We start from the raw sequence: 25,960 nt of genomic DNA, 5'->3' as shown, positions 1-25,960 counted from the left end.
ATCAAACCCGGTGCCTTACCCGGAAATTTGTGTTTAAATCCCGCTGGAAAGGAGGTCCGATCATGAGCCGCCGTCTGCTGATCGTCGAAGATGACCAAGATACGCGCGACTTCATCGCCAAAGGTTTTGGCGAAGAAGGCTACGTGGTCGAACAAGCTGCTGATGGCCGCGAGGGGCTATACCATGCCACCGATGGCGGGTTTGATGCCATTGTGCTGGACCGAATGCTGCCGGGGCTGGACGGGTTGTCCCTGATCAGGTCCTTGCGGGCCGCGGGGCTGAAGACACCGGTCCTGATGCTGACCGCCATGAGCGCGGTGGACGAACGCGTCAAAGGTTTGCGTTCGGGGGCGGATGATTACCTGGTAAAACCGTTTTCCTTTCAGGAGTTACATGCCCGTATTGAAGCACTTCTGCGGCGTCCGCAGGAATCCGAGGAAAGCGCCATCCTGACCTGCCGCGATCTTGAAATGGATTTGCTGACTCGCAAGGTCACACGCGATGGGCACGAAGTTACTCTGACCCCGCGCGAATTCCAGATTTTGGAATATTTCCTGCGCCGCAAGAACCGCGTGGTCTCTCGCACCATGTTGCTTGAAGGGGTGTGGGACTATCATTTCGACCCAAATACGAATGTCGTCGATGTCCATATCTCGAAGCTGCGGCGTCAGCTGGACGAAGGCGGTGGGCCGCCGCTGATTGAAACCGTTCGCGGTGCGGGTTACATGATATCTGATGGATAACATACGGCTGTCGTTCAATAATTCACGCACGCGCCTGATATTGGCCAGCATGGTGCTCAGCACATTGTTGACCGCGACGGTTCTGGCATTGGTCTACGTCACCGCCAATCGAAGCATCGAGGGCGAGACGCGTTCGGTCGTATCGGCCGAACTCACCGGATTGGCGGATGAATATGAACGACGCGGGCTGATCGGGCTGCTAACAGCGATTGAACGCCGCCTGCCATCCGCCGCCGAGCGGGATGCGATGTACCTGCTGACAGATCGCTTTGGGGCGACACTAGCCGGAAACCTCAAGCAATGGCCAGCAGACATCGCGGCTGGCAGCGGTTGGGTCGATCTGGAACTGCGCCGTGCGGACAATGACCAACTTGTACCCATCTCAGCGGCCTCAATCCGTCTACCCGGCGGTGAGCGCCTGTTGGTCGGGCGAGACGCGCTGGCGCGACAGCAGTTTGACCGGGTCCTTTTGCGCACCGTTGGGATCGTCTTGGTCATTGCCTTGGCACTCAGCATCTTGACCGGGTGGCTGTTCACGCGTCTGGTCTTTTCCCGCCTGTCCGACATCGCAAACACCGCCGAGGATATCGTTTCCGGGGATCTGTCTCGCCGAATGCCAATGCGTGGAACCGGGGATGAGTTCGATCAGGTCGCCGGCACGCTGAACTCGATGCTGGACCGGATCGAAGAGTTGATCAGCAACCTGCGCACCACCTCCAACTCAATCGCCCATGACCTCCGATCCCCACTGTCCCGTCTAAAGCAACGCGTCGAAGCGCTATCGGATCCCACCAAAACCGACCAAGACCGCGATATCGACGTAGCCCGCGCAACAACCGAGATCGACCATGTACTGCGCGTTCTGGGCCAATTGACCGAGATTTCCCGCGCCGAAGCCGGCGTGGGGCGGGAACAGTTCGAAACAGTTGAACTTGAACAACTGGTACGAGATGTGGTCGATCTTTACGATCCCGTCGCCGCAGAAGAGAACATTCGTCTGGTAATTGAAGGAACCGCCGCACCGCTGAGCGGGCATAAACCCCTGCTGTCCCAGGCCCTGTCGAACCTGCTTGAAAACGCCTTGCGCTACGCACCGGAACATACTGAAATCACAATCACTTTGACCGATGATGGTAAGGAGACATACCTAAGCGTCCGCGATCGCGGGCCGGGCGTTGCGCCCGAGGATCTTTCACGCCTTCAAGTGCCCTTTGTGACCCTCGATCCAGCCCGGACCGAACGCAATGCAGGACTTGGTCTGGCGCTGGTATCGGCCATCGCGCATATGCACGGTGGAGAATTCCTGCCGCAGGACGCGGCTCCCGGTCTGAAAGCGACGATCAAACTGGCACACCTTTGATCGCCAAGGTCTTGTTCTTATAGCGTTTATCCTCTGTGACTTCCGCGCCGAACCATTCGGGCGGAACAAAGGAATTGGCGTCTGCCTCGGTCTCAAACTCAACCTCGACCATGTGCAACGGCGTCAGGCCACCCTGAAAAACATCCAACTCAAAAACGCGCCCATCGGACAGCGTTCCAGTGTAACGTTCCTTCTCGACCCGCCGTTCCGTGGTCTCGGGCCAGAAGGTTTCGAACTGCTCGCCCGAGATTTCGGTTTCGCGTTCTACGCGCACTAGTTCCCCGCAACCCTTCAGCGTCAGGAAATAGCGTTCATTCTTTTGCCGCAACCGCAGTTCAGTGGAATCCTCAGGCGCAGTCAAATAGCCCTGGCGGATCACGACCCGGTCCAGATGCTGCAAGTCTGGAATCGCAGAAACCAGGAATTTCCGTTCGATTTCAGTGCCCATGCCTATGAACCTACATTGCTATCAACAATGGCCAACCCCATCACTAGTAACTATCTCATATGAGGAAAGGCTTTGCCACCGAACCAACGGGGCTGGCAGGCTGTCAGTGGAACAGCCTCCGGTACTGATGTTTGATCTCGGGGCTGTCCAAACCACGAAGATGCGCGATCACACGCTGGCGTTCTGCCTCTTGGCGTTGTTTTAGTACAGTGATTAGCCCGCCTGCGGACAGAGCGAGCTGGGCGATTTCGGGCTTTTCGGTTTCAACCTGCCGATCCACCAATTCCAGCAACGATTGTTGCTGAACCGAGAAGTCGTTGAATCGACCTAGGTTATCCTGCAGTTTTTTCAGCGGCTTATGAATGGTTGTTAACGATTTTTGGTTAAACAAAGGACCAAAGAACTCCATCAAATAACGGAGTTTCTTCCCTTCGATCCTCAGGTCGTGGACCAAGGCATCGGGCGAATTCGACGTAATCCTACGCGCCAATCTGCACAGTTTGCAATAGCGTTTCCAGATCATAGTGCGGGCGAAGTCATAAGCGGCAATATCTGCGTTCGGGCCGGTCTGTGCACTCTTCGGATCGGTGATTTGTCTGCTCAGTTCCAACATACACCGGTTATAGGACGCACTTCTGAATTTCTGAGATAGAACTTTCCATGACCTTTTACGCTCTGCCTCAAACTGTGCAAACATGATCTCGGCACCAACATGAAGGTTTTCCGGTATCATGCTGTAATAATTATTTTTCTCAAGTAGATAGACATCAAGGTCGCGCAACCGGTTGGTCGGGGCCATAAGATCGGAAAACGTTCTCTTCAAACCCATCGTCTGATGAGGTGAAAACACTCCTTTGAACAGGCTGAGTACCGAACGGATGCGCCGGAGTGAGACACGGTAGTCATGCAGGAACTCGGTATCGTAATCTGCGATCACACCATTTTCGTTTTGGCGCGCCACCGCCAGATAGGTCCCAATAATCTTGGTCGCCACATCTACAGTGGGTTGTGCTCGAGCAAGGGGGATATCGGGTTTGGCCTGATAACGCGGCGTGTCCGGAGACAGCGCAGTGAAAACCCCAGTCGCGTTTCGTATATTTTTGTTTTTTTCAATTGACTTACGGATATTTTTCAAACTTGAAGATGGCCCGCTCACTTGGCACAAAACCACAATCGTCGCACGTCCATGATCCGAAACAAGATCAACCACCTGGCCTTGAACACGTGTCTTTCGCAAGTCGTCGAGAACCGAGAACTTGCGCACCTTCACAGTTCCAGACGCAACCGGAATGAGCGCCCGAAGCGTGGGAAACTTTGCCAATCCTGACCGGACCGCGCCGTTTGGTAGATTTTGAACGAACTGTCCGGCGCCACTGCCCTGCTGCGTCACATGTCGCTTAAAGGAAAACAGATGCAACTTTCCATCAGTTTCAATCAAAAGTTTGCCTTTGGACACAAGAGATTGGTCATGGCAATCTAGGATGTGAAAAAGCCGTTTTGATGACTCGCCGATCGTCAAGTTCCAATGATTCTTGAGCACCCCTTCGATAGCTTTTTCGTCAAACCGACCTGACAAGAAGAACACCGAACTTTCTTTGCCCATCAAAAACCCTCCAGCCGCCCGGATCGCATGTACATCTTGCAGGTAAGCATTTGTTTTTCAGCGATTTCCATAGTCTTGGGCACGAAAGGACCTCATGACGGTATTTGCCCGTGAAATCTTAACTTGGTCCTGCAGGCAAAGGTACTACGACCGGGAAGCATTCACGGTGAAATTCGGATGACAGAGGATACACCGTATCATAAGACTTTTCACATGTCCGATCCCGTCTCATCCATACGCAACCTCGGCCCCGCTTTCGAACAGGCCTGTGCTCGTGCCGGGATACACTCGGCGCAAGGATTGCGGGAATTGGGACCAGATGCGGCCTACACGAAACTATTGCAGTCGGGTTCTCGCCCGCATTTCATCGGGTACTACGTGCTGGTCATGGGCCTTCAGGGGCGTCCATGGAACGATTGCAAAGGCGAGGAGAAGAAGGCGCTGCGCAAACGGTTCGATGCGATCAAGGCCAGTGTCAGCACCGCGCCTGAGATGCAGATCATCGCTGATCTGGATGCGATCGGCGTGCGGATCTCGGCTGCGGACCTCAAACCCGAATGAAAAAGGCCGCCCCCGGTAACGGGAACGGCCCTGAATTCTGCTAAGGCTAAAGCTTAGCCGACCAATTCGATACCCGAGAAGAAATAGGCGATCTCAACCGCTGCGGTCTCAGGTGCGTCTGAGCCGTGGACCGAGTTTTCGCCAACCGATTCAGCAAACTCGGCGCGGATGGTGCCAGCAGCTGCGTCTGCGGGGTTGGTTGCGCCCATGACTTCGCGGTTCTTGGCAATGGCGCCTTCGCCTTCCAGAACCTGAACAACGACCGGAGCCGACGACATGAATTCGCACAGTTCGTCATAGAACGGGCGCTCGGCATGCACTTCGTAGAACTTACCGGCTTGTTCCTTGGTCATGTGGATGCGCTTTTGCGCAACGATGCGCAGGCCCGCGTCTTCGAACTTGGCGTTGATCTTGCCAGTCAAGTTGCGGCGGGTTGCATCAGGTTTGATGATCGAGAATGTGCGTTCCAGTGCCATATCGGCCTCTCCTTCGTGTTTGGCGCGCTGCGCCGAAATCCATCGCGCGCCGCCTAGCACGGTATTTAGTCCAAGAAAAGTGTTATGTGGCGCAGCGCTCAGATCGTGTCCGGCAATGGGTCCAACTGGTCAACCCGACGAACATAGAGGATGGACAGAAGCCCTGCGAAACTGCTGAGGCACATCATGCCAAGAACGATAAATGGGGCATTCGCGGCAGTAACCAAGGCCCCGGTGGCCATGGTCAGCACGGCCCCCAACGCCACAGTCATCGCGCCAGACAGCCCCGCAGCGCTACCCGCCAATTGCGGACGTACAGACATCAGACCAGCGGTGGCATTGGCAACGGTCAGCCCGTTGCCGAACCCCACCAGAATGGCTGATCCAAAAAAGGTCCAGACGCTGCCGCCCTCGGCTGCGAACACCACAAGACCCACAAGTGGCCCAACCGAGGCAATCACACGCCCAATCAGAATCATAATATTCAGCCGGGCCCGCGCCGCTAGACGCCCGGTCAGATAACTGCCCGCCATGAACCCCAGCGTGATGATCCCAATCCCCAACCCTAGTAGCGCGGGGTTCAGATCGAACCACGTTGCTGCAACCAAAGGCGCACCGGTGATAAACGCATAGAACCCTCCAATCGAAAACGCCGCACAGAAGGAATAGCCCCAAAACCGACGTGAATTGAAAAGCTGCGGATAGAGCCTCATCTGCGCGGCGAAGGTAGCTGTTGTGTTAGTGTTGGTCTCACCCAGATCGACCCATATCAACGCTAAGAGGCCCGCGCCCAGAAGAACATACAAAATAAACCCGGCGCGCCAGCCGAACAGCATCTCGAGCAGACCGCCCAGCATCGGCCCCAGCATCGGTGCTAGCGCCATAGCCATCGAGACATAACCCAGCTTTGCCGCGGCCTCATTCGGTGGATGCATATCTCGTATCGCGGCGCGGGCCAGCACCTGCCCGGCCACTACGGCACCTTGCAGCATCCGAAACCCTAGAAACACCCAGATCGACTGCGCCAGCGCACAACCGACCGAGGCAATGACGAAGATGACCATACAGATCAGCAATACCGGCCTGCGTCCGAACCGGTCGGACAACGGCCCCATGATCAGTTGCAGGACTGCCGACAGCGCCAGATAACCCGCGATCGACAGGTTCACCAGGCCGTATTCCGCCTCCAGTGCCGCGCCGATACTGGGCAGCGATGGCAGGAACATGTTCAGCGACAGAACCGAAAGCGCCGTCAGCAAAACCAACGTGATCAAGGACGGAGGGGACTGCGCAGGCCGCATCAAACATTCCACTTCATTCAAACATGGCAGCGCTATCACATTGATCCCGTGTTGAACATGCCAAGCCGCTGGCGGCGGCATCATACCTCTGTTAAGAGCGGCCCATGCTACGGATCGAAGACATCAATTACGCCGTTGAAGGCCGCCCCTTGTTCGACGGGGCCAGTGCAACCATCCCCGATGGGCACAAGGTGGGTCTTGTGGGCCGCAACGGCACCGGAAAGACCACTCTGTTCCGCCTGATCCGGGGCGAACTGGCGTTGGAATCGGGCAATATCGTGCTGCCCAAACGCGCACGGATCGGCGGTGTGGCGCAAGAGGTGCCCTCCTCCGATGTCTCGCTGATCAATACCGTTCTGGCGGCTGATACCGAGCGCAGTTCCCTGATGGCCGAGGCCGACAGCGCCACCGATCCCTCGCGCATTGCCGAGATTCAGACTCGCCTTGCCGATATCGACGCCTGGTCCGCCGAAGCCCGCGCAGCCTCGATCCTGAAGGGCCTGGGGTTTGATGATGAGGATCAGCTGAAACCCTGCTCGGATTTCTCGGGCGGCTGGCGGATGCGGGTTGCGCTGGCAGCGGTGCTTTTTTCGCAGCCCGACCTGCTGCTGCTGGACGAACCGACCAACTATCTGGATCTCGAAGGCGCTCTGTGGCTGGAGAGCTATCTGGCCAAATACCCGCACACGGTCATCATCATCAGCCACGACCGCGGGCTGTTGAACCGCGCGGTGGGGTCGATCCTGCATCTGGAAGATCGCAAGCTAACCTACTACGCGGTGCCTTACGACAAATTCGCCGAACGCCGCGCCGAACGCATTGCTCAGGCGGAAGCGGAGAACGCCAAGGCCAAGGCCCGCATTGCCCATCTGCAAAGCTTCGTGGACCGTTTCCGCGCAAAGGCCACTAAGGCCGTGCAGGCCCAGTCGCGTCTGAAGATGATCGAGCGCATACAGCTTGTCTCAACCCCGCAAGAGGCCGCCCTGCGCGCGTTCTCTTTCCCTGAGCCCGAGGAGCTGTCGCCCCCGATCATTCACCTTGAGGGCGGTATCACAGGCTATGGCGGCACCGAAGTGCTGCGCCGTCTGAACCTGCGCATTGATCAGGATGACCGCATCGCCCTGCTGGGCAAGAACGGTCAGGGCAAATCGACTCTGTCGAAACTGCTGTCCGACCGCCTTCCCCTGATGGCAGGCAAGATGACCCGCAGCTCTAAGCTGCGCATCGGCTATTTCGCCCAGCATCAGGTGGATGAGCTGTATGTGGACGAGACTCCTCTGGACCACCTGCGCCGCCTGCGCCCGGATGAGGCACCGGGCAAGTGGCGATCCCGTCTGGCCGGGTTTGGCCTCAATGCCGACCAGGCGGATACAGAGGTCGGGCGTCTGTCGGGCGGCCAGAAAGCACGCCTGTCGCTGCTGCTGGCCACGATCGACGCGCCGCATATGCTGATCCTGGATGAACCGACCAACCATTTGGACATCGAAAGCCGCGAGGCGCTGGTCGAGGCGCTGACCGCCTATTCCGGCGCGGTGGTGCTGGTCAGCCACGACATGCACCTGCTGTCGCTGGTTGCGGATCGGCTGTGGCTGGTCTCGGACGGGACGGTAAAACCGTTCGAGGGCGATCTGGAAGCCTATCGCGCCCTGTTGCTGGCCCGCGACAAGCCGGTCAAGGAAAAACCTGCAGTTGCGAAACCCAAACGCCCCTCACGCGATGCAATGCTGGCGCTACGCGCCGATCTGCGCAAATGCGAGGACCGGATTGAGAAGTTGACGGATATGCATGAAAAGCTGTCTGCTAAACTGGCTGATCCAGCCTTGTATGAAGATGATCGGATCAACGATCTGGAAACCTGGAACCGCAAATTCGCCGAGGTGGTTGAAGCGATGCAAAAAGCCGAAGCTCTGTGGGTCGCCGCCGCAGAACGTCTGGAGGAAGCCGAAGCGTCATGACATCCCCCGTGACCGAAACCAAAGCCATGATTGCCGGTATGCGCCCCGCGCTTCAGCCCGGTGAATATGCCTTTGTTGTCTGGCCTTCCGACGCAGAATGGCCAAAGGGCACACGGGCCAGCTGTATCGAGGCCGAGGGCCTTTCGCTGATCGTTCCCTTCGAGGCAGCACAGACCGGCGCAGTCCCTATGCGCTGCATTACCCTGCAGGTGCATTCCTCGCTGGAAGGTGTGGGCCTCACCGCTGCCGTCTCAAGCGCACTTGCACAAGCCGGCATTCCGGCAAACATGGTCGCGGGGTATCACCATGACCACGTTTACGTTCCCAGCGATCAGGCCGATAAGGCCGTGCCAATCCTGACAGAACTTCAGCGCGGTGCCGCAGAATGATCGACCTGGCCTTCTTCATCACCGCTTTCACCACCTTGTTCGTTGTGATCGACCCGTTCGGCACCACGCCGATCTTCGTGGCTCTGACACAGGATATGGACGCCGCGACACGCCGCAAAACGGCGATCCGCAGTTGCCTGACTGCCGTTTGCATCCTGATCGCCTTTGCCGCGTTTGGTGAGGCGGTTCTGGGCTTTGTCGGAATCTCGATGGAGGCCTTCCGCGTCGCAGGCGGCGCGCTTCTATTCCTGACGGCGCTGGACATGCTGTTCGACCGCCGCACCAAACGGCGCGAGGATAGAGCCGAGGAAGAAGAGCACCCTGACCCGTCCGTGTTCCCGCTGGCCATTCCGCTGATCGCGGGGCCGGGCTCGATTGCCACGATCATCCTGCTGGCGGGGCAGCATCCCGGCGTTCTGGGCATTGTCGAAGCGTGTATCGTCATGCTGGCCGTCATGGCGGTAGTTCTGATCTTTTTCCTGTCAGGCGGCGTGATCGCGCGCATCCTCGGCAAGACCGGGTTGAATGTGCTGACCCGTTTGTTGGGGATGCTGCTTGCGGCGCTGTCGGTTCAATTCATTCTGGATGGCCTCAAGGCCTTTGGATTTGCCTCCTGACCCCCCATATACGTGTCAGGTCAACCCGTTAGGATATCGGTATGGATGGGGATAGCATTGCACGTTTGGCGTATCTCAGCCTGTTGGGCGTGGCGGTTGTCGCGTGGTTCATCTCGCAAAACCGGCAGACGCTGAACAAGACGTTGCAACAGGCCATGGCCTGGGTATTCATCTTCATCGGCGTAATCGCCGTCGTTGGCCTGTGGGAAGATATCCGCTCGACCGTCAGCCCGGTGCCGCAGTTGACCGTGACCGGCGAAACGATCGAAGTGCCCCGCTCGGCAGATGGCCATTATTACCTGCCGGTCGAGGTCGATGGTCAGACGATCACTTTCCTAGTGGATACCGGTGCCAGCCAGATAGTCCTCAGCTCCCGCGACGCTGAACGGATCGGCGTTGACCTGAACCAATTGAATTATTTCGGACGCGCTCTGACTGCGAATGGCGAGGTACGCACCGCGCCTGTACGGCTGGAAACGGTCACTTTGGGCCCGATCACCGATCAGAATATCTCAGCCTGGGTGAATGAGGGCGAGCTGCACCAGTCGCTGTTGGGGATGGATTACCTGCATCTGTTTTCGAACATCCAATTCGCGGACGGGCGTATGATCCTGTCTCGCTAGAGGCATTTCAGGATTGAGAACAAAATAAGAACATGTTAGATTGTCGGCATGTCCACAACGCTTCTTGGCCGCAAACCCGCACGTGATATATCGGGGCTGGCGCTGCACCCTCAGATCACCTTGCAACTGGGCCGCGTGCACGAAGCCTGCGGCCCTGCCCGGCGCAGTTTCGCCGTCTGGCTGGCTGGTCAAGCGCAAGGCCCCGTGCTGTGGATTTCCCCCGCGTGGGAGCCGGGCCAGCTGAACCCCGACGGCATGATGCCCTTTGTCGACCCCGCCCGGTTCATCTTTGTCCACCCCACCCGCGCCGAGGATATCTTGTGGTGTCTGGAAGAGGCACTGCGCAGCGGGGCCGTTCCGCTGGTGATCGGTGATCTGCCCTGCGCGCCGGGGCTGACGCCCGTGCGGCGGATGCATCTGGCGGCCGAACAGGGCGGCGCGATGGGACGGGCCCCACTGGGGCTGTTGCTGACACCCGGCGACGGCGGCGCGCAAGGGGTTGAGACGCGCTGGCACATGGCCGCGAACCATACTCAAGAGGCGCGCCGCTGGACCCTAACCCGCCGCCGTGCCCGCGCCCTACCCCCAGTCACATGGCAGGCCACCCAGACCAAACCGCGCGCCGGATTGAACCTGCAAAGAACGGCAACCGACGAGGTATCGGCGTGACACCACCACGTGATCACGAAAGAAGTGACTAGCCAACCCCCACCCTGCGCCCTAGCGTTCCGGGAATGAGCCACGCAATCCACGACAGCCGCTATTCTTGGCTACGCCTCACGATCACACTTGCCATCGCTACGGTGGCGAATGTCGGCATGTGGGCGGTGATCGTGGTGATGCCCGCGATTGAGACACAGTTCGACGCCGGACGGGCCGAAGCCTCGCTGCCGTACGTTCTGACCATGGTAGGCTTTGCGTTGGGAAACATGTGGCTGGGGCAACTGGTCGATCGGCTGGGTGTGACCAAAGCGTTGATCGGGGCCGCCATACTCAGCACCGTCAGCTATGTGCTGGCAACGCTGGCGCCGAACATGATCACCCTGTCACTGGCACATTTGCTGGTGGGGCTGGGCACCTCCATCGGGTTTGGGCCGCTGATCGCCGATATCTCGCACTGGTTCATGAAGCGGCGCGGTATTGCCGTGGCACTGGTGGCCAGCGGCAATTACCTGTCAGGCGCCATCTGGCCGACCCTTCTGTCGGACATTTTGGCGCGGGACGGCTGGCAGCAGGTCTATCTGACGCTTGCCATGATCACGCCTGCCATCGTCATCCCACTGTCCCTGTTGCTGCGCCGTCAGGTTCCGGCCGAAGCGCATCAGACCGCAGCCGCCAGCGCCAGAATCAAGGCCAGCAGCGTCGGGATCTCACCACGCGCGTTGCAATACATACTGGGTCTGGCCGGGATCGGGTGCTGCGTCGCGATGTCGATGCCGCAGGTCCATATTGTCTCATACTGCGTCGGGCTGGGCTATGGCCCCGCTGTCGGAGCCGAGATGCTGTCGCTGATGTTGCTGGGCGGCGTGGTCAGCCGCGTGATTTCCGGGATGGTGGCCGACAAGCTGGGCGGGCTGATGACCCTGCTGATCGGGTCGATCCTGCAATGTATCGCGCTGTTCCTGTTCCTGCCCTATGACGGCATGGTCTCGCTGTACATCATCAGCCTCATGTTCGGGCTGGCACAGGGCGGCATCGTGCCCAGCTATGCGCTGGTCGTGCGTGAATACATGCCCCCGCAAGAGGCCGGAGCCCGTGTAGGTTTTGTCATGATGATGACCATCATGGGCATGGCCTTGGGCGGCTGGATGTCGGGTTGGATTTACGACGTAACCGGAAATTATCAACTGGCCTTTATCAACGGCATTCTCTGGAACGGGCTGAACATCGCAATCCTGCTGATGTTGCTGAAACGATCGCGCCCCCGCAGGCAGGAGGTCATGGCATGACCCAACTAACTCGACGCACAGTCCTGGCCAGCCTGATTGCACTGACTCTTGCGAGTTCGGCGCTGGCTGCGCCACGCACGTATCAACTGGTCCCCGAAGAGACATCCGTCGATTTCACCTTTGACCTGTCCGGCATCTCCCAATCCGGCACCATGCCAATCGAGTCTGCCGACATACAGATCGACCTGAATGATCTTCTCAACAGTCGGGTGGACGTGATCCTGAACGTCGCCAAGGCGCGCACCAAACTGCCCTTCGCCCGCAAACCCATGCTCAGCGAGAGCGTGCTAGCGGCAAAGGAATATCCAACCATCCATTTCGTCTCAACCAGTGTTCAGCTTGGTGAGGGCGGTCGTATCTCGAACGGGGCCATCATCAACGGAGACCTTACAGTGCGCGGAGTCACCATGCCGATCGAACTGAAGGCCGACCTGTTTCGCGCGCCCGGCAGCGCTGCGGACAGTCTGGATGACCTGTCCATCCGCCTGACAGGCGAGCTGAACCGGCACGACTTCGGCGCCTCAGGTTTTGCAGATCTGGTTCAGGATACGGTCGGGCTGGATATCAGAGCAGAGATTCAACGGACCCAATAGCAAAAAAACGACGCGACAAAGTCGATAAGCTGCGCGATTCCTATGCCGGATGCCGCAAGGTGGGGGCGTTATGCGCACGATGATTTCCTTTGCCGCCCTGTTTCTTTCGGTCATTTTGCTACAGCTCTCGACCGGAGGCGTCGGCCCGCTTGACGCCATCTCGGGCCTGACACTGGATTTCTCGACCGAGCAGATCGGCTTATTGGGGTCCGCGCATTTCATAGGATTCTTTGTTGGCTGCTGGTGGGCACCTCGCCTCATGGGCAGCGTCGGACATTCGCGCGCATTTGCTGTGTGTACGGCCCTGGGTGCGATGGGTTTGCTGGGCCATACTCTGACTGAAAACCCGAACATATGGGCCGTACTGCGGATCGCGTCAGGCACCTGCGTTGCTGGTTGCTATACAGTGATTGAGGCTTGGTTGAACGCCAAGGTCACAAACGAGTCGCGTGGCCGCGTCATGGGCAGCTATCGCATCGCCGATCTGGGCGCGTCGCTTTGCGCGCAATTGATTATCGCCGTGCTGCCACCCGCGTCTTATGTGTCTTACAACCTGCTGGCCATCTTGTGCTGTGCTTCGCTGTTGCCTCTGGCCCTGACCCGGGCCAGCCAGCCTAAGACGCCCGACGCGCCCCGCCTGCGCCCCAGACTGGCCTGGACAAACTCACCTCTGGCGGTGGCCGGAGTGATTGTGTCAGCGCTCAGCTCTGCCTCGTTTCGCATGGTCGGCCCGGTTTATGGGCAAGAGGTCGGGCTAGGTGTGGATCAGATCGCCTTCTTCCTCGCTTCCTTCGTTCTTGGCGGCGCGCTAGCGCAATACCCGCTGGGATGGCTGGCCGACAAATATGATCGGCGATGGGTGTTGATCTGGCTGTCCGCCGCTGCAGTGCTCAGCTGCGGCATCACTATGGCGGTCAGCGGGTTCGGTACCCTCGGTGTCATGCTGGCAGCTGGGTTCTTTGGCTTGACCACCTTCCCGATCTTCTCGGTATCTTCTGCCCACGCCAACGACTTTGCCACGACCGAACAACGGGTTGAGCTTTCTGCCGCGCTGATGTTTTGGTACGCGCTGGGGGCTATTGCCTCACCCTATATCTCATCCACGCTGATCCAGCAGTATGGGCCGGGTGCTTTGTTTGCCTTTGTGGCAGTAGGTCATATGGGACTGATCGTGTTCGGTCTAGCGCGGATGCGGTCGCGCCCAACCCCGGACGAACGCACGAACTATGTCTATGCTCCACGCACATCCTTCACCATCGGGCGACTGCTGAAGCGGTCGCGCGAAGAATAAAGGGCCGGGAAATCCCGGCCCTTCCTTTTGTTACTGGGTCGGAGGCGTCTCGTCCTCCAGCCCCTCGACGGGGTCCTGCGTCTGCTCTAGCGCTCCGTTCACTACGCCGCCGACACCGTTTTCCATCGACAGGCCAAGCTCTTCGCCCAGCTTCTTGAGCGCGGGCATCTGCACCGCCATGCCCATGATCGAATCCAGTGCCTGATTGACCACCGGCTTGTCGCTGTTGGCCGCGCCGCCCGAGGCCCCGGCCCCGATGCCGCCCACCTGATGGATCTTGATCGAGTCGATTTTTTCCGCAGGCTTGACCATCTCCGAGATGATCGATGGCATCGTCTCAATCCGCGCCATATCGACCTTCATGCGGATCTGGGCCGCGGACAGAGCATTGTCGGCCTCGACAATGGCGCGCTTGCCTTCGGCTTCGGCCAGCATGTCGTTTTTCTTGGCCTCGGCCCGGATGTTCAGCGCGTCCGCCTCGGCCTGCGCCTCTTCGCGGCGGGCTTCGGCGCGGTCAGCGGCGGCCTCTTTCTCGGCCTGCGCGGCCAGCCGGATCGCGGTCGCCTGACGTTCGGCCTCACGCGTGGCTTCGATCAGAGCGATCTGCTTGATCCGCTCGGCTTCGGCCACCTCGCGGGCGGTCGCGACGGCTTCGGTTGCCTTGGTCGCCTCGGCACGGGCCAAGTCGGCAGATGCACGCGCGCGGCTTTCCTCTTCGGATTTCTGCGCGATGATGATTTGACGTTCCTGTTCGGCCACTTCAATCTCACGCTCTTTAGCAATCTCTGCGTCGCGGATTTTACGCTCACGCTCAATATCGGCCGAACGGATGGCTTCTTCACGGGCGATCCGGGCGCGTTCAGTCTCGCGCACCGAGTCCTCGGTCCGGGCTGCGATTTCGGCCTCTTGCGCCACGCGCATGGTTTCGACCTTTTGGGCCTGCTCAATCCGTGCCTGCGCCTCATCCTGTTCGATCAGCAGCTTTTGGCGTTCCGCCTCCATCGCGGCGCGGCGCACTTCAACCTCGGCCTCAGCATCGATCTGCGCGCGTTCCTTTTTGGACACGGCAATTACCTCGGCCAGCCTACGCATACCCACGGCGTTAAAGGCGTTGTTTTCGTCCAGCGCCTCGAACGGTGTCTGATCCAACGCAGTCAGCGAGACAGATTCCAGCGACAGACCATTCTTCAACAGGTCTTCGGACACCGCATTCTGCACCTCTTGCACAAAGTCGGCGCGGTTCTCATGCAGACCATCCATGGTCATCTGAGCCGCCACGGCGCGCAAGCCGTCAATCAGCTTGCCTTCGATCATCTCACGCAGTTGCTCAACGTCGAAAGTGCGGTCGCCCAGCGTTTGCGCGGCACGTGCGATACCCTCTTCGGTCGCCATGACCGAGACGTAGAACTCGACACCTACGTCCACGCGCATCCGGTCTTTAGTAATCAGCGCGGCCTCACCGCTGCGCTGCACCTCCAGGCGCAGGGTCTTCATGTTAACGGGGCTGACCTCGTGCAGCAGCGGCACAATGATGACGCCGCCATCCATGATGACCTTTTTGCCGCCTGCCCCGGTTTTCACCAGACTGACTTCACGCGTAGCGCGACGATAGAGACGGCCCAGCACAAGGCCAATGAACAAGAGTACGGCCAGAATAGTCACAACCGTGACGGCCAGGAATTGAACTTCCATGCAAAATCCTCCGAGTTGGGGTTTGAAATTTGGTTAGTCTGACAAGCCGACCAGAACGAACCGGTCGCGCCGTCTGTCGCGTAGAACAAGGACATCCGTGCCCTGCTCCAGCATCTCTTTGTCCTGCAGTGGCTCGGCGCGCAGGTAATGGTTGTTGCCAAAGCGATCCATGACGCGCACCTCGGCCGGTCGGCCGCGCGCAGCGGTGCCTTGGCTGATCACACCACGACGGCGAGCAAGCATCCGTTCCGACATCGCTTCGGTCTCGGTCTTGGGCAGAAGGCGGGCAAAGACACCGCCAAAGCCGCGTGCGAACCACAGTCCGAATGCGCCAGCCGGGATGGCGGCAATCCAAGATGGCAGGTCAAAACCCAGCAGGTCGCGCAGCGCCAGTTGCAGGCCCATGCCCGACAGGCCAAAGCCCGCCAGCAGCACCGCCAGCCAGATCATGAAGGGCACCTTACCCAGACCCAACCAAGCCATCGGCCCGGACGGTTCGGCCCCCGGCGCATCAGCCTCGATCTCGGCCAGCTCAAAGTCACCCAGATCAACATCCGCGTCGATGTCCAGATCAAGGTCGGCCACATCCAGATCAGGCGCATCAACCGCATCCAGGTCAATCTCGCCCTCACCCGCCAGTAAGCTGCCGCCGATCGCCAGAGCCACAAGCTCTAGCGCCAGCAGACCGAACAGCAGCGCAAGCGAAAGGGTAAAGGGCACAAAAGCACCCTCGAGCAAAAAGTCGAACATCAGCGGATCGCCCTCGTCATTGTATACTTTGGTATACACTTCATATGGGAAGTCATTTCTCGAAATTCAATAGGTTGTGATTCCAATTTACAACCTATGGTTATTGTGCGCTGTCATCCGGGTACAATCGGCGGCCGCATCAGTGGCGCGTTTTCTGATAGATGCGTGTCTAAAATGACATGTGGGTGAAAGCCGGGGTTTTGCTGGGCGGTCACATAAGGTAGACGGTCGCGCAGTTAGATACGTGGAAACGCAAAATGGCTCGGATTCTCATCACCTCGGCGATCCCTTACATCAACGGGATCAAGCACCTCGGCAACCTGATCGGCTCGCAATTGCCAGCTGATCTGTATGCACGCTACCAGCGCGGACGAGGAAATGAGGTCATGTTCCTGTGTGCCACCGACGAGCACGGCACGCCAGCCGAGTTGGCCGCAGCAAAGGCGGGCAAACCGGTGGCAGACTATTGCGCCGATATGTACGCCGTTCAGGCCGATATCGCGAACCGCTTTGGGTTGAGCTTCGATCACTTCGGGCGGTCTTCCAGCGATCAGAACAAACGACTGACCCAGCATTTTGCGGGCAAGCTGGACGAGGCCGGGCTGATCCGGGAGGTCAGCGAGAAACAGGTCTATTCCAACGCCGATGGCCGGTTCCTGCCTGACCGCTATATCGAGGGCACCTGCCCCAACTGCGGCTATGACCGCGCGCGCGGCGATCAGTGCGAAAACTGCACCAAGCAGTTAGACCCAACCGACCTGATCGAGCCGCGCAGCGCCATCAGCGGCTCGACGGATCTAGAGATCCGCGAGACCAAACACCTGTATCTGCGCCAATCCGCGATGAAAGATCAGCTGGATGCATGGATCGACAGCAAAGCCGACTGGCCGATCTTGACGACTTCGATTGCCAAGAAGTGGCTGCATGACGGCGACGGCCTGCAGGATCGCGGCATCACCCGTGATCTGGACTGGGGTGTGCCGGTGAAGAAAGGCGATCAGGACTGGCCGGGGATGGAAGGCAAGGTCTTCTATGTCTGGTTCGACGCGCCGATCGAATATATCGCCTGCGCCAAGGAATGGGCCGATGCCAGCGGCAAACCGGATGCAGAGTGGGAACGCTGGTGGCGCACCGACAAAGGTGCGGATGACGTCCGTTACGTACAATTCATGGGCAAGGACAACGTGCCCTTCCATACGCTCAGCTTCCCCGCCACAATTCTGGGTTCGGGCGAGCCGTGGAAGATGGTCGATCACCTGAAATCCTTCAACTATCTGAACTATGATGGCGGCCAGTTCTCGACCAGCCAAGGCCGCGGCGTTTTCATGGATCAGGCGCTTGAGATCCTGCCCGCCGATTACTGGCGCTGGTGGCTGCTGAGCCATGCGCCGGAAAGCAGCGATAGCGAGTTCACGTGGGAGAATTTCCAGCAATCGGTGAACAAGGACCTCGCTGACGTGCTGGGCAATTTCGTCAGCCGGATCACCAAGTTCTGCCGTTCAAAATTCAGTGAGGCGGTGCCAGAGGGCGGCACATTTGGTGATCGTGAACAAGAGCTTATCGCGGAACTCACCCGCCGCGTCCGTGCCTATGAAGGGTTCATGGAGGCGATGGAGGTTCGCAAATCAGCGCAAGAATTGCGCGCGATTTGGGTGGCAGGCAATGAATATCTGCAATCTGCGGCGCCGTGGTCGACCTTCAAGGAAGACCCCGAACAAGCCGCCGCGCAGGTCCGCCTGGGCCTGAACCTGATTCGCCTTTACGCGGTGCTCAGCGCGCCGTTCATCCCCGAAACCTCGGCCCGGATGCTCAGCGCGATGAATACGCTGGACACAAGCTGGCCCGATCAAGTGGCCGAGGCTTTGGAAGCGCTACCTGCGGGTCACGCGTTCACGGTGCCGGATGTGCTGTTCGCCAAGATCACCGACGAGCAGCGCGAAGATTGGGAGACCCGCTTCGCGGGCACACGCATCTAGGCAACAACAAGGATCAAGACAAAGGGGCCTTTCGGCCCCTTTTTTCTTGCCCGCCTGTTCGCACACGACCCCAAACCCAAAAGAGAAAAAGCGAAAGACACCACGTAAACAACCGCACTTCCAGCATTTTTTCTGGATCTTATCCCCAGCGAAAAACCTCAATACGCTTGAGAAAAAATCTCAAACCCGTCATCCTCGTCTCAAAGTGCAATCGACTCGGCCTGTAAGTGGGTGGTCGGGTCGATTTTTGTTAGACCATCACGAGGCATTCGCCATGTTCTTTGATCCAAACTTTTTGAAACCTTTGCAGAGTGGCCGGTCGTTCAAAGCGCTCAGTTGCGCTGCCGCGTTGGGCTTGATTACACTTGCCGATCCCAGCACAGCGCAAGACACTGGCGATGCGCAACCGCCCAAGGTTTCAATCGCGGCCGCCTACACTCAGGACATTACCGAGGAAGCAACCTTTATCGGTCGGGCCGAGGCGCTGAATAAGGCGGATATCATCGCTCGGGTCAGCGGGTTTCTGGACAGTCAGAACGTGGAAGATGGTGCGTTGGTTAAGGAAGGCGATCTGCTGTTTACCATCGAGCCTGACCTCTATCAGGCCACGCTGGATGCCAGAAATGCCGATCTGGACCGGGCGCAGGCCAATCTGGAACTGGCCAAGGTGGAGCTCGCACGTAAGCAGGAATTGTACGAGCGTGACGCGACCCCGGAATCTGAACGCGACATTGCCCGCGCCAACGAACTGGTGGCCGAAGCCGAGGTCAAGTCCGCGCAGGCTGCGATTAAACAAGCCAAACTTGATCTCAGCTATACGGAAATCCACGCTCCCTTTGACGGACGTATCGGTCGCGCTGCGACGAGTGTCGGGGATGTAGTTGGGCCGAATAACCCGCCGCTAGTGAATATCGTCAGCGAAGCCCCGATCTATGTGAATTTTTCGCTGAACGAAAAGGAGTTCACGTCGGTTCTGCAAGCGGTGGGTGAAAACGCCGCCTCGCTTGCGGAAAGCAATAAAAGCCCAGTGGTAAAAGTTGTCCTGCCCAACGGGACCGAACTGGATGAGGAAGGTACAATCGTCTTTGTCGACAACCGAATAGACCCGCTGACCGGGGCGATCAGGATGCGGGCTCAATTCGACAACGCCAAGCGTCTGATCGTCGATGGTGCATTCTTAAGCGTGCAGATCGAGGCATTGAAACCAACGACTGAGGTGTTGATCCCGCAAGCCGCTTTGCAGCGCGATCAGAGGGGCGAGTTTGTGCTGGTCGTGAATGATCAGCAGATGGTCGAACAGCGCTATATCACCACTGGCAACACGGTTGAGACCGCTATCATCGTCAAGGATGGGCTGCGCGCAGGGGAAAGCGTGATTGTCGAGGGTTTGCAACGGGTGCGTCCGGGTGTTGCCGTTGATGCGGTTGTCGCCTCTGAGCAGCCGGGAGAATAACGGATGTTCTCTGCCCTGTTCATCAGCCGGCCCAAGCTGGCGCTTGTCATTTCGCTGGTGCTGACCATCATGGGCGGCATCGGTTACATGGTGCTGCCGGTGGCGCAATTCCCCGACATCACCCCGCCCGTGGTCAGTGTTACGACCACCTATACCGGTGCAAATGCCGAGACAGTCGAAAACACCGTCGCCGCCCCGATCGAGGCGCAGGTCAACGGTGTGGACGACATGATCTATATGACGTCGACCTCGTCCGACAACGGTTCCTATTCGCTGAATATTACGTTTGAAGTCGGAACTGACCCCGACATCGCATCAGTCAACGTGCAAAACCGCGTGGCACAGGCGATGTCTTCGCTGCCTACCGAAGTGACCTCTTCGGGTGTCGTCACGCAAAAAGCTTCGACCAACATGCTGCTCTTGGTCACGCTAACATCGCCCAATGGTACATATGACAGTGTCTTCCTGTCGAACTATGCGTCGATCAACCTGAAAGACGCGCTGGCGCGGGTTCAGGGCGTTGGTAAGGCTGATGTTCTGACCAACCTGGAATACGCAATGCGAATCTGGATGGACCCTGATCAGATGGCCGCCTTGTCGATCACGCCGGGCGATGTGATCAGTGCCATCCGGGAACAGAATATCGAGGTCTCTGCAGGGTCTATCGGGTCTCCGCCTGTGCCAGAGGGCCAAACATTTCAGTACACCATCAAGACCAAGGGCCGACTGACCTCGGCCGATGAATTCGGTGATATCGTGATCCGTACTGGTGAGGCAGGATCGATTGTACGGGTCAAGGATATCGCACGGGTCGAGCTGGGCGCTCAGTTCTATTCGGCCTCGGGCTATTTCCAGGCTGTGCCTGCTACCGTCATCGGCATTTACCAGGCTCCTGGCGCGAACGCGTTGGCCGTGTCTGAACGCGTTCAGGCCGAGTTGGATCGCCTGTCGCGATCCTTCCCGACGGATGTTGAATATCAAGTGCCCTTCAACACCACCGATTTCGTTGAGCAATCGCTGAATGACGTGGTCTCGACCCTGATCCTGACCTTCATTCTGGTGATCTCAGTGGTGTTTGTCTTTCTGGGCAGTTGGCGGGCAACGATCATTCCAGCGGTGGCCATCCCTGTCTCACTGATCGGGACATTCGCATTCCTTCTGGCCTTTGGGATGTCGCTGAACACGATCTCGTTGTTCGCGCTGGTGCTGGCCATCGGGATCGTGGTGGATGACGCCATCGTGGTTGTCGAGAATGTAGAACGGATCATCGCCGAAGAAGGCCTGCCCCCCGCCGAGGCGACCCGCAAGGCGATGGGCCAGATCACCGGGCCGGTGATCGCGACCACCCTGGTTCTACTGGCTGTTTTCGTGCCTGTAACCTTTATGCCGGGCATCTCAGGAAGGCTTTATTCGCAATTCGCGGTGACGATTTCGACCGCTGTTGTGATTTCGTCCATCAACGCGCTGACACTGTCCCCTGCCCTGTGCGGTCTGGTGCTGCGGGCGCGGTCCGGTCCTCCAAAAGGGCTGCTGGCAATGTTCGAAAACTTCATCGGAACCGTGCGCAGCGGCTACGTCGCCATCGTGCGCAAGATGCTGATCCTGCCGGTGGTGGCTTTAGGTGTCATCGTCGTTCTGGCCATGGGCACCGGTACGATCATGGGCACCACATCCAAGGGCTTTATCCCGCTTGAGGACAACGGATATCTATTCGTGGACATCCAACTGCCCGACGCAGCTACACTAGAGCGGACCGAAACCGTCTCCAGCCGCGTCGACGACAAGATCCGCGAAATTCCGGGTGTGGCCAGTACCGTTCTAGTCAACGGGTTCTCGTTGCTGAACGGCACGACGACCAACGGGGCCGCAATCTTTGTGAACCTTGAGAACTGGGAAGAGCGGCAAGAGCCGGACCTCACCGCCGACGCGATCCTGAGCAAAGTTCTGGCAATTGCAAACGGCGAATCTGCAGCCTCGATCGTGGCGTTCAACCCACCCCCCATTCAGGGTCTGGGCATGTCGGCGGGTGTCGAGATGGAGGTACAACAGACCGGAGGGGGCTCGCCTCAGGATCTGGCCTCGGCCGTGGGTTCGTTTGTCTATGCGGCAAACCAACGACCTGAGATCGGACAGGCCTACACAACCTTCCGCGCCAATGTTCCACAGTTGTTTGTCGATCTGGATCGGGAAAAGGCCAAAACACTGCAAGTCTCGGTGGCCGAGATTTTCCAGACCATGCAGGCGCAGTTGGGTTCGTATTACGTGAATGACTTCAACCTGTTCGGCCGGGTCTACCGCGTGATGATTCAGGCCGAAGGGTCATACCGGACCAAGGTCGACGACATCGCAAACCTCTATGTTCGTTCGACCAAGGGCGAGATGGTTCCTTTGGGAACGTTGATCGACGTGGAAAATGTGCTGGGTCCGGTTTTGCTGAAACGGCACAACCTGTTCCGGTCTGCCACGGTGACGGCGGTTCCTGCCCCCGGCTTGTCCAGCGGCGATGCAATCACTGTCATGACCGAGGAATCCGCCAACGCCCTGCCCCCCGGTTATGCGTTTGAGTGGACCGGCACAGCGCAGCAGCAGCTGGCTTCGGGCGGTCTGGTGATCGTGATCCTGGGGCTGGCAATCTTGTTCGGGTATCTGTTCCTTGTGGGTCAGTACGAGAGTTGGTCGTTGCCAGTCTCGATCCTGCTATCAGTGATCGTCGCCTTGTTCGGGGCGGTGGCGGCGGTAGCTATCGTCGGTAGTGACATCAACCTCTATACACAGATCGGGATGATCATGCTTGTGGGGCTCGCCTCGAAGAATGGCATTCTGATCGTCGAATTTGCGATGGAGCAACGCGCCAACGGCCTGTCGATTAAGGAAGCAGCTGCCGAAGCTGCGCATCAGCGTTTCCGCGCGGTGATGATGACGGCGCTGTCCTTCCTGCTTGGTGTTGTGCCGCTGCTAGCCGCCAATGGCGCCGGTGCGGCCAGCCAGAAGGCCATCGGTGTTGCCGTGTTCGGAGGAATGCTGGCGGCGACGCTGATCGGTGTCATTCTGGTTCCGGTTCTCTATGCCCTGATGCAGGGACTGCGAGAATGGATCAAGGGCACCAAGAACGACCCCGGCCCATCCGAGGAAACAGCCTGAACCAAAAAGCCCCGCTCAACCAGCGGGGCTTTTTTCTGTGTACAGGTCGTTCAAGCCAGTTTTTGATCCATCCACGCCTGAATGCGCGCAATCTGCTCGGGCGTAAGCCTCAGCCCCAGCTTGTTGCGTCGCCAGACCACATCCTCGGCAGTGCGGGCATATTCGCGGGTCATCAGCCAGTCCAATTCGCGCGCGAACAGTGTCGCGCCGAAGTCTTCGCCCAGATCACTGGTTGTTTTCGCATCACCCAATATGTTGCGTACTTCGGTGCCATAGGCGCGCACAAGCCGCTCGGCCCAGCCGCGATCAAGGAACGTAAACTCTGCCTGAATTTGGCCAATCAGTTTTTCCACGCCATCCACCGGAAAATCTCCGCCCGGCAAGGCCACGCCTGCCGTCCATGGCCCCGGAAGATCGGGGAAATGTTCCGCCACTTTCTCAAGCGCGCTTTCGGCCAGACGCCGATAGGTGGTAATCTTGCCGCCAAACACATTCAACACAGGTGCCCCGCCCACGGCGTTCACCTTCAGCGTATAGTCTCGCGTGGCCGCTGTGGCGCTGCTAGCCCCATCATCATAAAGCGGGCGCACACCCGAATAGGTCCAGACAATCTGATCCCGCGTCACCGGCGATTTGAAATAGCGCGAGGCGAAAGCACACAGATAATCCTGCTCAGCCTCAGTGCAGACAGGCGGTTCAGACGGGTCAGCATGGTCCTGATCGGTGGTGCCGATCAACGTGAAATCCCGTTCGTAAGGAATGGCAAAGATTATGCGGCCATCCTCACCCTGAAAGAAGTAGCATTTTTCGTGGTCGAACAGCCGGGGCGTTACGATATGGCTACCGCGCACAAGACGAACCCCTTCGCGTGAGTTCATGTGGATTTTAGTCTGGATGATATCGCCGACCCAGGGACCACCCGCATTGATCAGCATCTTTGCCCGCACTGTGCGGGTCTCGTCTGACCGCTTGTCGCTGAGCGTGATCTCCCAGAGATCATCCACGCGTTTTGCCGACAGAACTTCGGTCCGGGTCATGATCTGCGCACCCCGCGCCTCGGCATCTCGCGCGTTCAAGACAACCAACCGCGAATCCTCGATCCAGCAATCGGAATATTCATAAGCCGTCTGGAACCGATCCTGTAACGGAGCGCCCTCTGTTGCTGTGCTTAGGTCCAACGCGCTTGTCCCCGGCAGGATTTTGCGCCCGCCCAGATGGTCATAAAGAAACAGTCCCAGACGGATCAGCCATGCCGGACGGCGCCCCTTCATCCACGGCATCACAGTGCCAAGCAGCCGTGAGGTCGGCGTCTCAGAGTCAAACCGCATGTCTTTGTGATAAGGCAGCACAAACCGCATCGGCCAGCTGATATGCGGCATCGCCCGCAGCAGAGTTTCGCGTTCGATCAGAGCCTCGCGCACCAGTCGAAACTCAAAATACTCCAGATAACGCAGCCCGCCGTGAAACAGCTTTGTCGAGGCTGAGGATGTAGCCGAAGCCAGATCGTTCATTTCGGCCAGCATGACCGACAATCCGCGCCCAGCGGCATCCCGCGCGATACCGCAGCCATTGATCCCTCCACCGATAATGAAAAGGTCGGTCACTTGCTGGTTTTGCTGAGTCATATCTCAAGATGCCCATGACGTGAAAATTCAACGTCATTAACCAGATGCACGCTCGAGTCGTCAATGTTTACTTTCGCTATTGTTCGCTTTATGCATCAGAATGGAACTTTTAGCAAAATGGTCTTGCAGTTTTACCGAAACATCCCGCAAACAGGTTGAAAAGGAATAAAATCGAACATTCCCTTATCGGAGTCTCAAATGTCCCTGTCCTTCCGCCAATCCGACATTCTGGAGATTGCCCGACACGATGGCCGCGTCATGGTCGAAGAACTGGCGCAAAGATTTGATGTCACTGTACAAACCATCCGACGCGACCTTTCTGAACTGGCGGACATGGGAAAGCTGGACCGCGTTCACGGAGGTGCGGTCTTGCGCTCGGGCGTGTCGAATATCGGCTACGAAGACCGCCGGGCGCTCAACGCCGACACCAAGGTTCAGATCGCACAAGCCTGCGCGCAGGACATACCCGACGGTGCGTCCCTCTTCATGAATATCGGCACTTCGACCGAGGCCGTCGCGCGTCAACTGCTGAACCACAAAGACCTGATGGTGGTGACCAACAACATGAATGTCGCCAATATCCTTGTCGAAAACCCAAACTGCCAGATCGTTGTCGCCGGGGGTGTGCTGCGCCGCTCGGACGGTGGGCTGGTGGGGGATCTGACGATCTCGACGATCGAGCAATTCAAGTTTGACTACGCAGTGATTGGATGCTCGGCCCTGGATGCGGCAGGCGATTTGCTGGATTTCGACTTTCAGGAGGTTAAGGTCAGCCAGACGATCATTGCCCAAGCCCGACAAAGCCTGCTGGTCGCCGACCACTCAAAATTCCAGCGAACTGCGCCCGCGCGGATCGCCTCGCTGACCAATGTCGATGTGTTTTACACCGATCAACCTCTGGCAGAAGACCTGGCCAAGAAATGCGCGGAATGGAATACGAAGGTCAAACTGTGCGCCTGGCGGAGCGGCAGCCGATAATTTAATTGACGAACCCCGTGCCAACGTCTGAGGATGGGGCAACCTTCCAACAAGGAGGCACGAGCATGGGACTGTTGGGCCAACCCCTTGGCTATTACGATTATCTGACTTTTGTCGCGTTGATCCTGCTGCTGGGCGCAGTCATGGCGCTGTTTTTGTTCATCATGGGGCTGCCTGGTCGCATCGCGATCAAGCGCAACCATCCGCATGCCGAGGCCGTCAAAATCATGGGCTGGATGGGCTTTCTGGCCATCGTGCCGTGGGTACATGCCTTCATCTGGGCCTTCCATGATGGAACCACCGTCGATATCCGCCGGATGCCGGACGACGAACGCGACGCGATCCGCAAGGAGATCAAACGGTTGGGTGGTACCTTGAATGAAGAATACCGCGATCCGCTTGATCCAGATGAGCCGCAGAAAAGCTAAGGCCAAAG

The 25,960-nt window shown here is 58.3% G+C and carries 23 protein-coding genes; 16 read left to right on the top strand and 7 right to left on the bottom strand.

Going from position 1 to position 25,960, the window contains the following annotated elements:
• The first annotated feature begins 62 nt into the window (after positions 1-62).
• Both GOV80_RS10655 and GOV80_RS10650 read left to right on the top strand, forming a co-directional pair.
• Positions 63-743 (top strand): response regulator transcription factor, encoded by a 681-nt coding sequence (locus GOV80_RS10655; protein ID WP_170769525.1) that lies wholly within the window; start codon positions 63-65, stop codon positions 741-743.
• Positions 736-2,103, top strand: a complete 1,368-nt coding sequence (locus GOV80_RS10650) for a sensor histidine kinase (protein ID WP_170784560.1) — start codon at positions 736-738, stop codon at positions 2,101-2,103. Before GOV80_RS10655 ends, GOV80_RS10650 begins: the two co-directional genes overlap by 8 nt.
• Here GOV80_RS10650 and GOV80_RS10645 read toward each other — a convergent pair.
• Both GOV80_RS10645 and GOV80_RS10640 read right to left on the bottom strand, forming a co-directional pair.
• Positions 2,084-2,551, bottom strand: a complete 468-nt coding sequence (locus tag GOV80_RS10645) for a CYTH domain-containing protein (protein ID WP_170784558.1) — start codon at positions 2,549-2,551, stop codon at positions 2,084-2,086. The two genes, GOV80_RS10650 and GOV80_RS10645, sit on opposite strands and share 20 nt — an antisense overlap.
• Before the next feature lie 103 nt (positions 2,552-2,654).
• Positions 2,655-4,154 carry a CHAD domain-containing protein gene (locus GOV80_RS10640; protein WP_170784556.1) on the bottom strand — a complete coding sequence of 500 codons (1,500 nt, stop codon included), beginning with the start codon at positions 4,152-4,154 and terminating at the stop codon, positions 2,655-2,657.
• Between the two features lie 213 nt (positions 4,155-4,367).
• On the opposite strand from GOV80_RS10640, the gene GOV80_RS10635 reads away from it, so the two are divergent.
• On the top strand, positions 4,368-4,715 hold the full coding sequence (locus GOV80_RS10635; protein WP_170784554.1) for a TfoX/Sxy family protein: 348 nt from the start codon (positions 4,368-4,370) through the stop codon (positions 4,713-4,715).
• A gap of 53 nt (positions 4,716-4,768) precedes the next feature.
• On the opposite strand, the gene ndk is transcribed toward GOV80_RS10635, so the two are convergent.
• Both ndk and GOV80_RS10625 read right to left on the bottom strand, forming a co-directional pair.
• Positions 4,769-5,191 (bottom strand): nucleoside-diphosphate kinase, encoded by a 423-nt coding sequence (gene ndk / locus GOV80_RS10630; protein ID WP_170352964.1) that lies wholly within the window; start codon positions 5,189-5,191, stop codon positions 4,769-4,771.
• A 98-nt stretch (positions 5,192-5,289) separates the two neighbouring features.
• On the bottom strand, positions 5,290-6,492 hold the full coding sequence (locus GOV80_RS10625; protein WP_170784552.1) for a Bcr/CflA family efflux MFS transporter: 1,203 nt from the start codon (positions 6,490-6,492) through the stop codon (positions 5,290-5,292).
• A 104-nt stretch (positions 6,493-6,596) separates the two neighbouring features.
• Between GOV80_RS10625 and GOV80_RS10620 the strand changes: the two genes are divergently transcribed.
• The 8 genes from GOV80_RS10620 to GOV80_RS10585 all read left to right on the top strand — a co-directional run bounded on the left by GOV80_RS10620 (position 6,597) and on the right by GOV80_RS10585 (position 13,909).
• A complete protein-coding gene (locus GOV80_RS10620; protein WP_170784550.1) occupies positions 6,597-8,447 on the top strand; it encodes an ABC-F family ATP-binding cassette domain-containing protein in 1,851 nt (616 codons plus the stop codon).
• The gene (locus GOV80_RS10615) at positions 8,444-8,836 is read left to right on the top strand and encodes an ACT domain-containing protein (RefSeq protein WP_170784548.1); all 393 of its coding nucleotides are present in this window, start codon (positions 8,444-8,446) and stop codon (positions 8,834-8,836) included. The genes GOV80_RS10620 and GOV80_RS10615 overlap by 4 nt, the downstream gene beginning before the upstream one ends.
• Positions 8,833-9,453 (top strand): MarC family protein, encoded by a 621-nt coding sequence (locus GOV80_RS10610; protein WP_170769517.1) that lies wholly within the window; start codon positions 8,833-8,835, stop codon positions 9,451-9,453. Before GOV80_RS10615 ends, GOV80_RS10610 begins: the two co-directional genes overlap by 4 nt.
• Positions 9,454-9,494: 41 nt before the next feature.
• Positions 9,495-10,076 carry a retropepsin-like aspartic protease family protein gene (locus GOV80_RS10605; RefSeq protein WP_170784546.1) on the top strand — a complete coding sequence of 194 codons (582 nt, stop codon included), beginning with the start codon at positions 9,495-9,497 and terminating at the stop codon, positions 10,074-10,076.
• A gap of 48 nt (positions 10,077-10,124) precedes the next feature.
• Entirely contained in the window at positions 10,125-10,745 is a 621-nt protein-coding gene (locus GOV80_RS10600) for an ImuA family protein (protein WP_170784544.1), read from the top strand.
• 65 nt (positions 10,746-10,810) lie between these two features.
• A complete protein-coding gene (locus GOV80_RS10595; RefSeq protein ID WP_170769514.1) occupies positions 10,811-12,025 on the top strand; it encodes an MFS transporter in 1,215 nt (404 codons plus the stop codon).
• Positions 12,022-12,618 (top strand): YceI family protein, encoded by a 597-nt coding sequence (locus GOV80_RS10590; protein ID WP_170769513.1) that lies wholly within the window; start codon positions 12,022-12,024, stop codon positions 12,616-12,618. Before GOV80_RS10595 ends, GOV80_RS10590 begins: the two co-directional genes overlap by 4 nt.
• A gap of 70 nt (positions 12,619-12,688) precedes the next feature.
• Complete coding sequence (locus GOV80_RS10585) at positions 12,689-13,909, top strand: MFS transporter (protein WP_170784542.1); 1,221 nt, start codon at positions 12,689-12,691, stop codon at positions 13,907-13,909.
• A gap of 30 nt (positions 13,910-13,939) precedes the next feature.
• On the opposite strand, the gene GOV80_RS10580 is transcribed toward GOV80_RS10585, so the two are convergent.
• Both GOV80_RS10580 and GOV80_RS10575 read right to left on the bottom strand, forming a co-directional pair.
• Entirely contained in the window at positions 13,940-15,601 is a 1,662-nt protein-coding gene (locus GOV80_RS10580) for a flotillin family protein (RefSeq protein WP_170769511.1), read from the bottom strand.
• A 33-nt stretch (positions 15,602-15,634) separates the two neighbouring features.
• Complete coding sequence (locus GOV80_RS10575; RefSeq protein WP_170784693.1) at positions 15,635-16,351, bottom strand: OB-fold-containig protein; 717 nt, start codon at positions 16,349-16,351, stop codon at positions 15,635-15,637.
• A gap of 257 nt (positions 16,352-16,608) precedes the next feature.
• On the opposite strand from GOV80_RS10575, the gene metG reads away from it, so the two are divergent.
• From metG to GOV80_RS10560, 3 genes are all read left to right on the top strand, one after another.
• Positions 16,609-18,327, top strand: a complete 1,719-nt coding sequence (metG, locus tag GOV80_RS10570) for a methionine--tRNA ligase (RefSeq protein WP_170784540.1) — start codon at positions 16,609-16,611, stop codon at positions 18,325-18,327.
• Positions 18,328-18,601: 274 nt separating this feature from the next.
• Positions 18,602-19,780 (top strand): efflux RND transporter periplasmic adaptor subunit, encoded by a 1,179-nt coding sequence (locus tag GOV80_RS10565; RefSeq protein ID WP_170784537.1) that lies wholly within the window; start codon positions 18,602-18,604, stop codon positions 19,778-19,780.
• A 3-nt stretch (positions 19,781-19,783) separates the two neighbouring features.
• Positions 19,784-22,921 carry an efflux RND transporter permease subunit gene (locus GOV80_RS10560; RefSeq protein ID WP_170769508.1) on the top strand — a complete coding sequence of 1,046 codons (3,138 nt, stop codon included), beginning with the start codon at positions 19,784-19,786 and terminating at the stop codon, positions 22,919-22,921.
• Between the two features lie 50 nt (positions 22,922-22,971).
• Here GOV80_RS10560 and glpD read toward each other — a convergent pair whose 3' ends face one another.
• Positions 22,972-24,546: a glycerol-3-phosphate dehydrogenase gene (glpD, locus tag GOV80_RS10555; protein ID WP_170784535.1), complete on the bottom strand. Its 1,575-nt coding sequence runs from the start codon at positions 24,544-24,546 to the stop codon at positions 22,972-22,974.
• 198 nt (positions 24,547-24,744) lie between these two features.
• On the opposite strand from glpD, the gene GOV80_RS10550 reads away from it, so the two are divergent.
• Both GOV80_RS10550 and GOV80_RS10545 read left to right on the top strand, forming a co-directional pair.
• Positions 24,745-25,524, top strand: a complete 780-nt coding sequence (locus tag GOV80_RS10550) for a DeoR/GlpR family DNA-binding transcription regulator (RefSeq protein WP_170784533.1) — start codon at positions 24,745-24,747, stop codon at positions 25,522-25,524.
• 65 nt (positions 25,525-25,589) lie between these two features.
• Positions 25,590-25,952, top strand: a complete 363-nt coding sequence (locus GOV80_RS10545) for a DUF3302 domain-containing protein (RefSeq protein ID WP_170784531.1) — start codon at positions 25,590-25,592, stop codon at positions 25,950-25,952.
• Positions 25,953-25,960 lie beyond the last annotated feature (8 nt).

The sequence above is a fragment of the Ruegeria lacuscaerulensis genome, from assembly GCF_013034685.1.
In the GTDB taxonomy this organism is placed as follows: Bacteria; Pseudomonadota; Alphaproteobacteria; order Rhodobacterales; family Rhodobacteraceae; genus Ruegeria; species Ruegeria lacuscaerulensis_B.
The sequence above is the reverse complement of the archived record's forward strand: the minus strand, read 5'-3'. Positions and strand labels throughout refer to the sequence as shown.

Excerpts from the sequence above, each read along its gene's own strand:
- GOV80_RS10600 (WP_170784544.1), top strand. The coding sequence starts at position 10,125 with ATGTCCACAACGCTTCTTGGCCGCAAACCCGCACGTGATATATCGGGG.
- GOV80_RS10655 (WP_170769525.1), top strand. The coding sequence starts at position 63 with ATGAGCCGCCGTCTGCTGATCGTCGAAGATGACCAAGATACGCGCGAC.
- GOV80_RS10580 (WP_170769511.1), bottom strand. The coding sequence starts at position 15,601 with ATGGAAGTTCAATTCCTGGCCGTCACGGTTGTGACTATTCTGGCCGTA.
- GOV80_RS10615 (WP_170784548.1), top strand. The coding sequence starts at position 8,444 with ATGACATCCCCCGTGACCGAAACCAAAGCCATGATTGCCGGTATGCGC.
- metG (WP_170784540.1), top strand. The coding sequence starts at position 16,609 with ATGGCTCGGATTCTCATCACCTCGGCGATCCCTTACATCAACGGGATC.
- GOV80_RS10575 (WP_170784693.1), bottom strand. The coding sequence starts at position 16,351 with ATGTTCGACTTTTTGCTCGAGGGTGCTTTTGTGCCCTTTACCCTTTCG.
- GOV80_RS10625 (WP_170784552.1), bottom strand. The coding sequence starts at position 6,492 with ATGCGGCCTGCGCAGTCCCCTCCGTCCTTGATCACGTTGGTTTTGCTG.
- GOV80_RS10620 (WP_170784550.1), top strand. The coding sequence starts at position 6,597 with ATGCTACGGATCGAAGACATCAATTACGCCGTTGAAGGCCGCCCCTTG.
- GOV80_RS10595 (WP_170769514.1), top strand. The coding sequence starts at position 10,811 with ATGAGCCACGCAATCCACGACAGCCGCTATTCTTGGCTACGCCTCACG.
- GOV80_RS10590 (WP_170769513.1), top strand. The coding sequence starts at position 12,022 with ATGACCCAACTAACTCGACGCACAGTCCTGGCCAGCCTGATTGCACTG.
- GOV80_RS10605 (WP_170784546.1), top strand. The coding sequence starts at position 9,495 with ATGGATGGGGATAGCATTGCACGTTTGGCGTATCTCAGCCTGTTGGGC.
- GOV80_RS10565 (WP_170784537.1), top strand. The coding sequence starts at position 18,602 with ATGTTCTTTGATCCAAACTTTTTGAAACCTTTGCAGAGTGGCCGGTCG.
- GOV80_RS10645 (WP_170784558.1), bottom strand. The coding sequence starts at position 2,551 with ATGGGCACTGAAATCGAACGGAAATTCCTGGTTTCTGCGATTCCAGAC.
- GOV80_RS10545 (WP_170784531.1), top strand. The coding sequence starts at position 25,590 with ATGGGACTGTTGGGCCAACCCCTTGGCTATTACGATTATCTGACTTTT.
- GOV80_RS10550 (WP_170784533.1), top strand. The coding sequence starts at position 24,745 with ATGTCCCTGTCCTTCCGCCAATCCGACATTCTGGAGATTGCCCGACAC.
- GOV80_RS10650 (WP_170784560.1), top strand. The coding sequence starts at position 736 with ATGGATAACATACGGCTGTCGTTCAATAATTCACGCACGCGCCTGATA.
- GOV80_RS10585 (WP_170784542.1), top strand. The coding sequence starts at position 12,689 with ATGCGCACGATGATTTCCTTTGCCGCCCTGTTTCTTTCGGTCATTTTG.
- ndk (WP_170352964.1), bottom strand. The coding sequence starts at position 5,191 with ATGGCACTGGAACGCACATTCTCGATCATCAAACCTGATGCAACCCGC.
- GOV80_RS10640 (WP_170784556.1), bottom strand. The coding sequence starts at position 4,154 with ATGGGCAAAGAAAGTTCGGTGTTCTTCTTGTCAGGTCGGTTTGACGAA.
- GOV80_RS10635 (WP_170784554.1), top strand. The coding sequence starts at position 4,368 with ATGTCCGATCCCGTCTCATCCATACGCAACCTCGGCCCCGCTTTCGAA.
- GOV80_RS10610 (WP_170769517.1), top strand. The coding sequence starts at position 8,833 with ATGATCGACCTGGCCTTCTTCATCACCGCTTTCACCACCTTGTTCGTT.
- glpD (WP_170784535.1), bottom strand. The coding sequence starts at position 24,546 with ATGACTCAGCAAAACCAGCAAGTGACCGACCTTTTCATTATCGGTGGA.
- GOV80_RS10560 (WP_170769508.1), top strand. The coding sequence starts at position 19,784 with ATGTTCTCTGCCCTGTTCATCAGCCGGCCCAAGCTGGCGCTTGTCATT.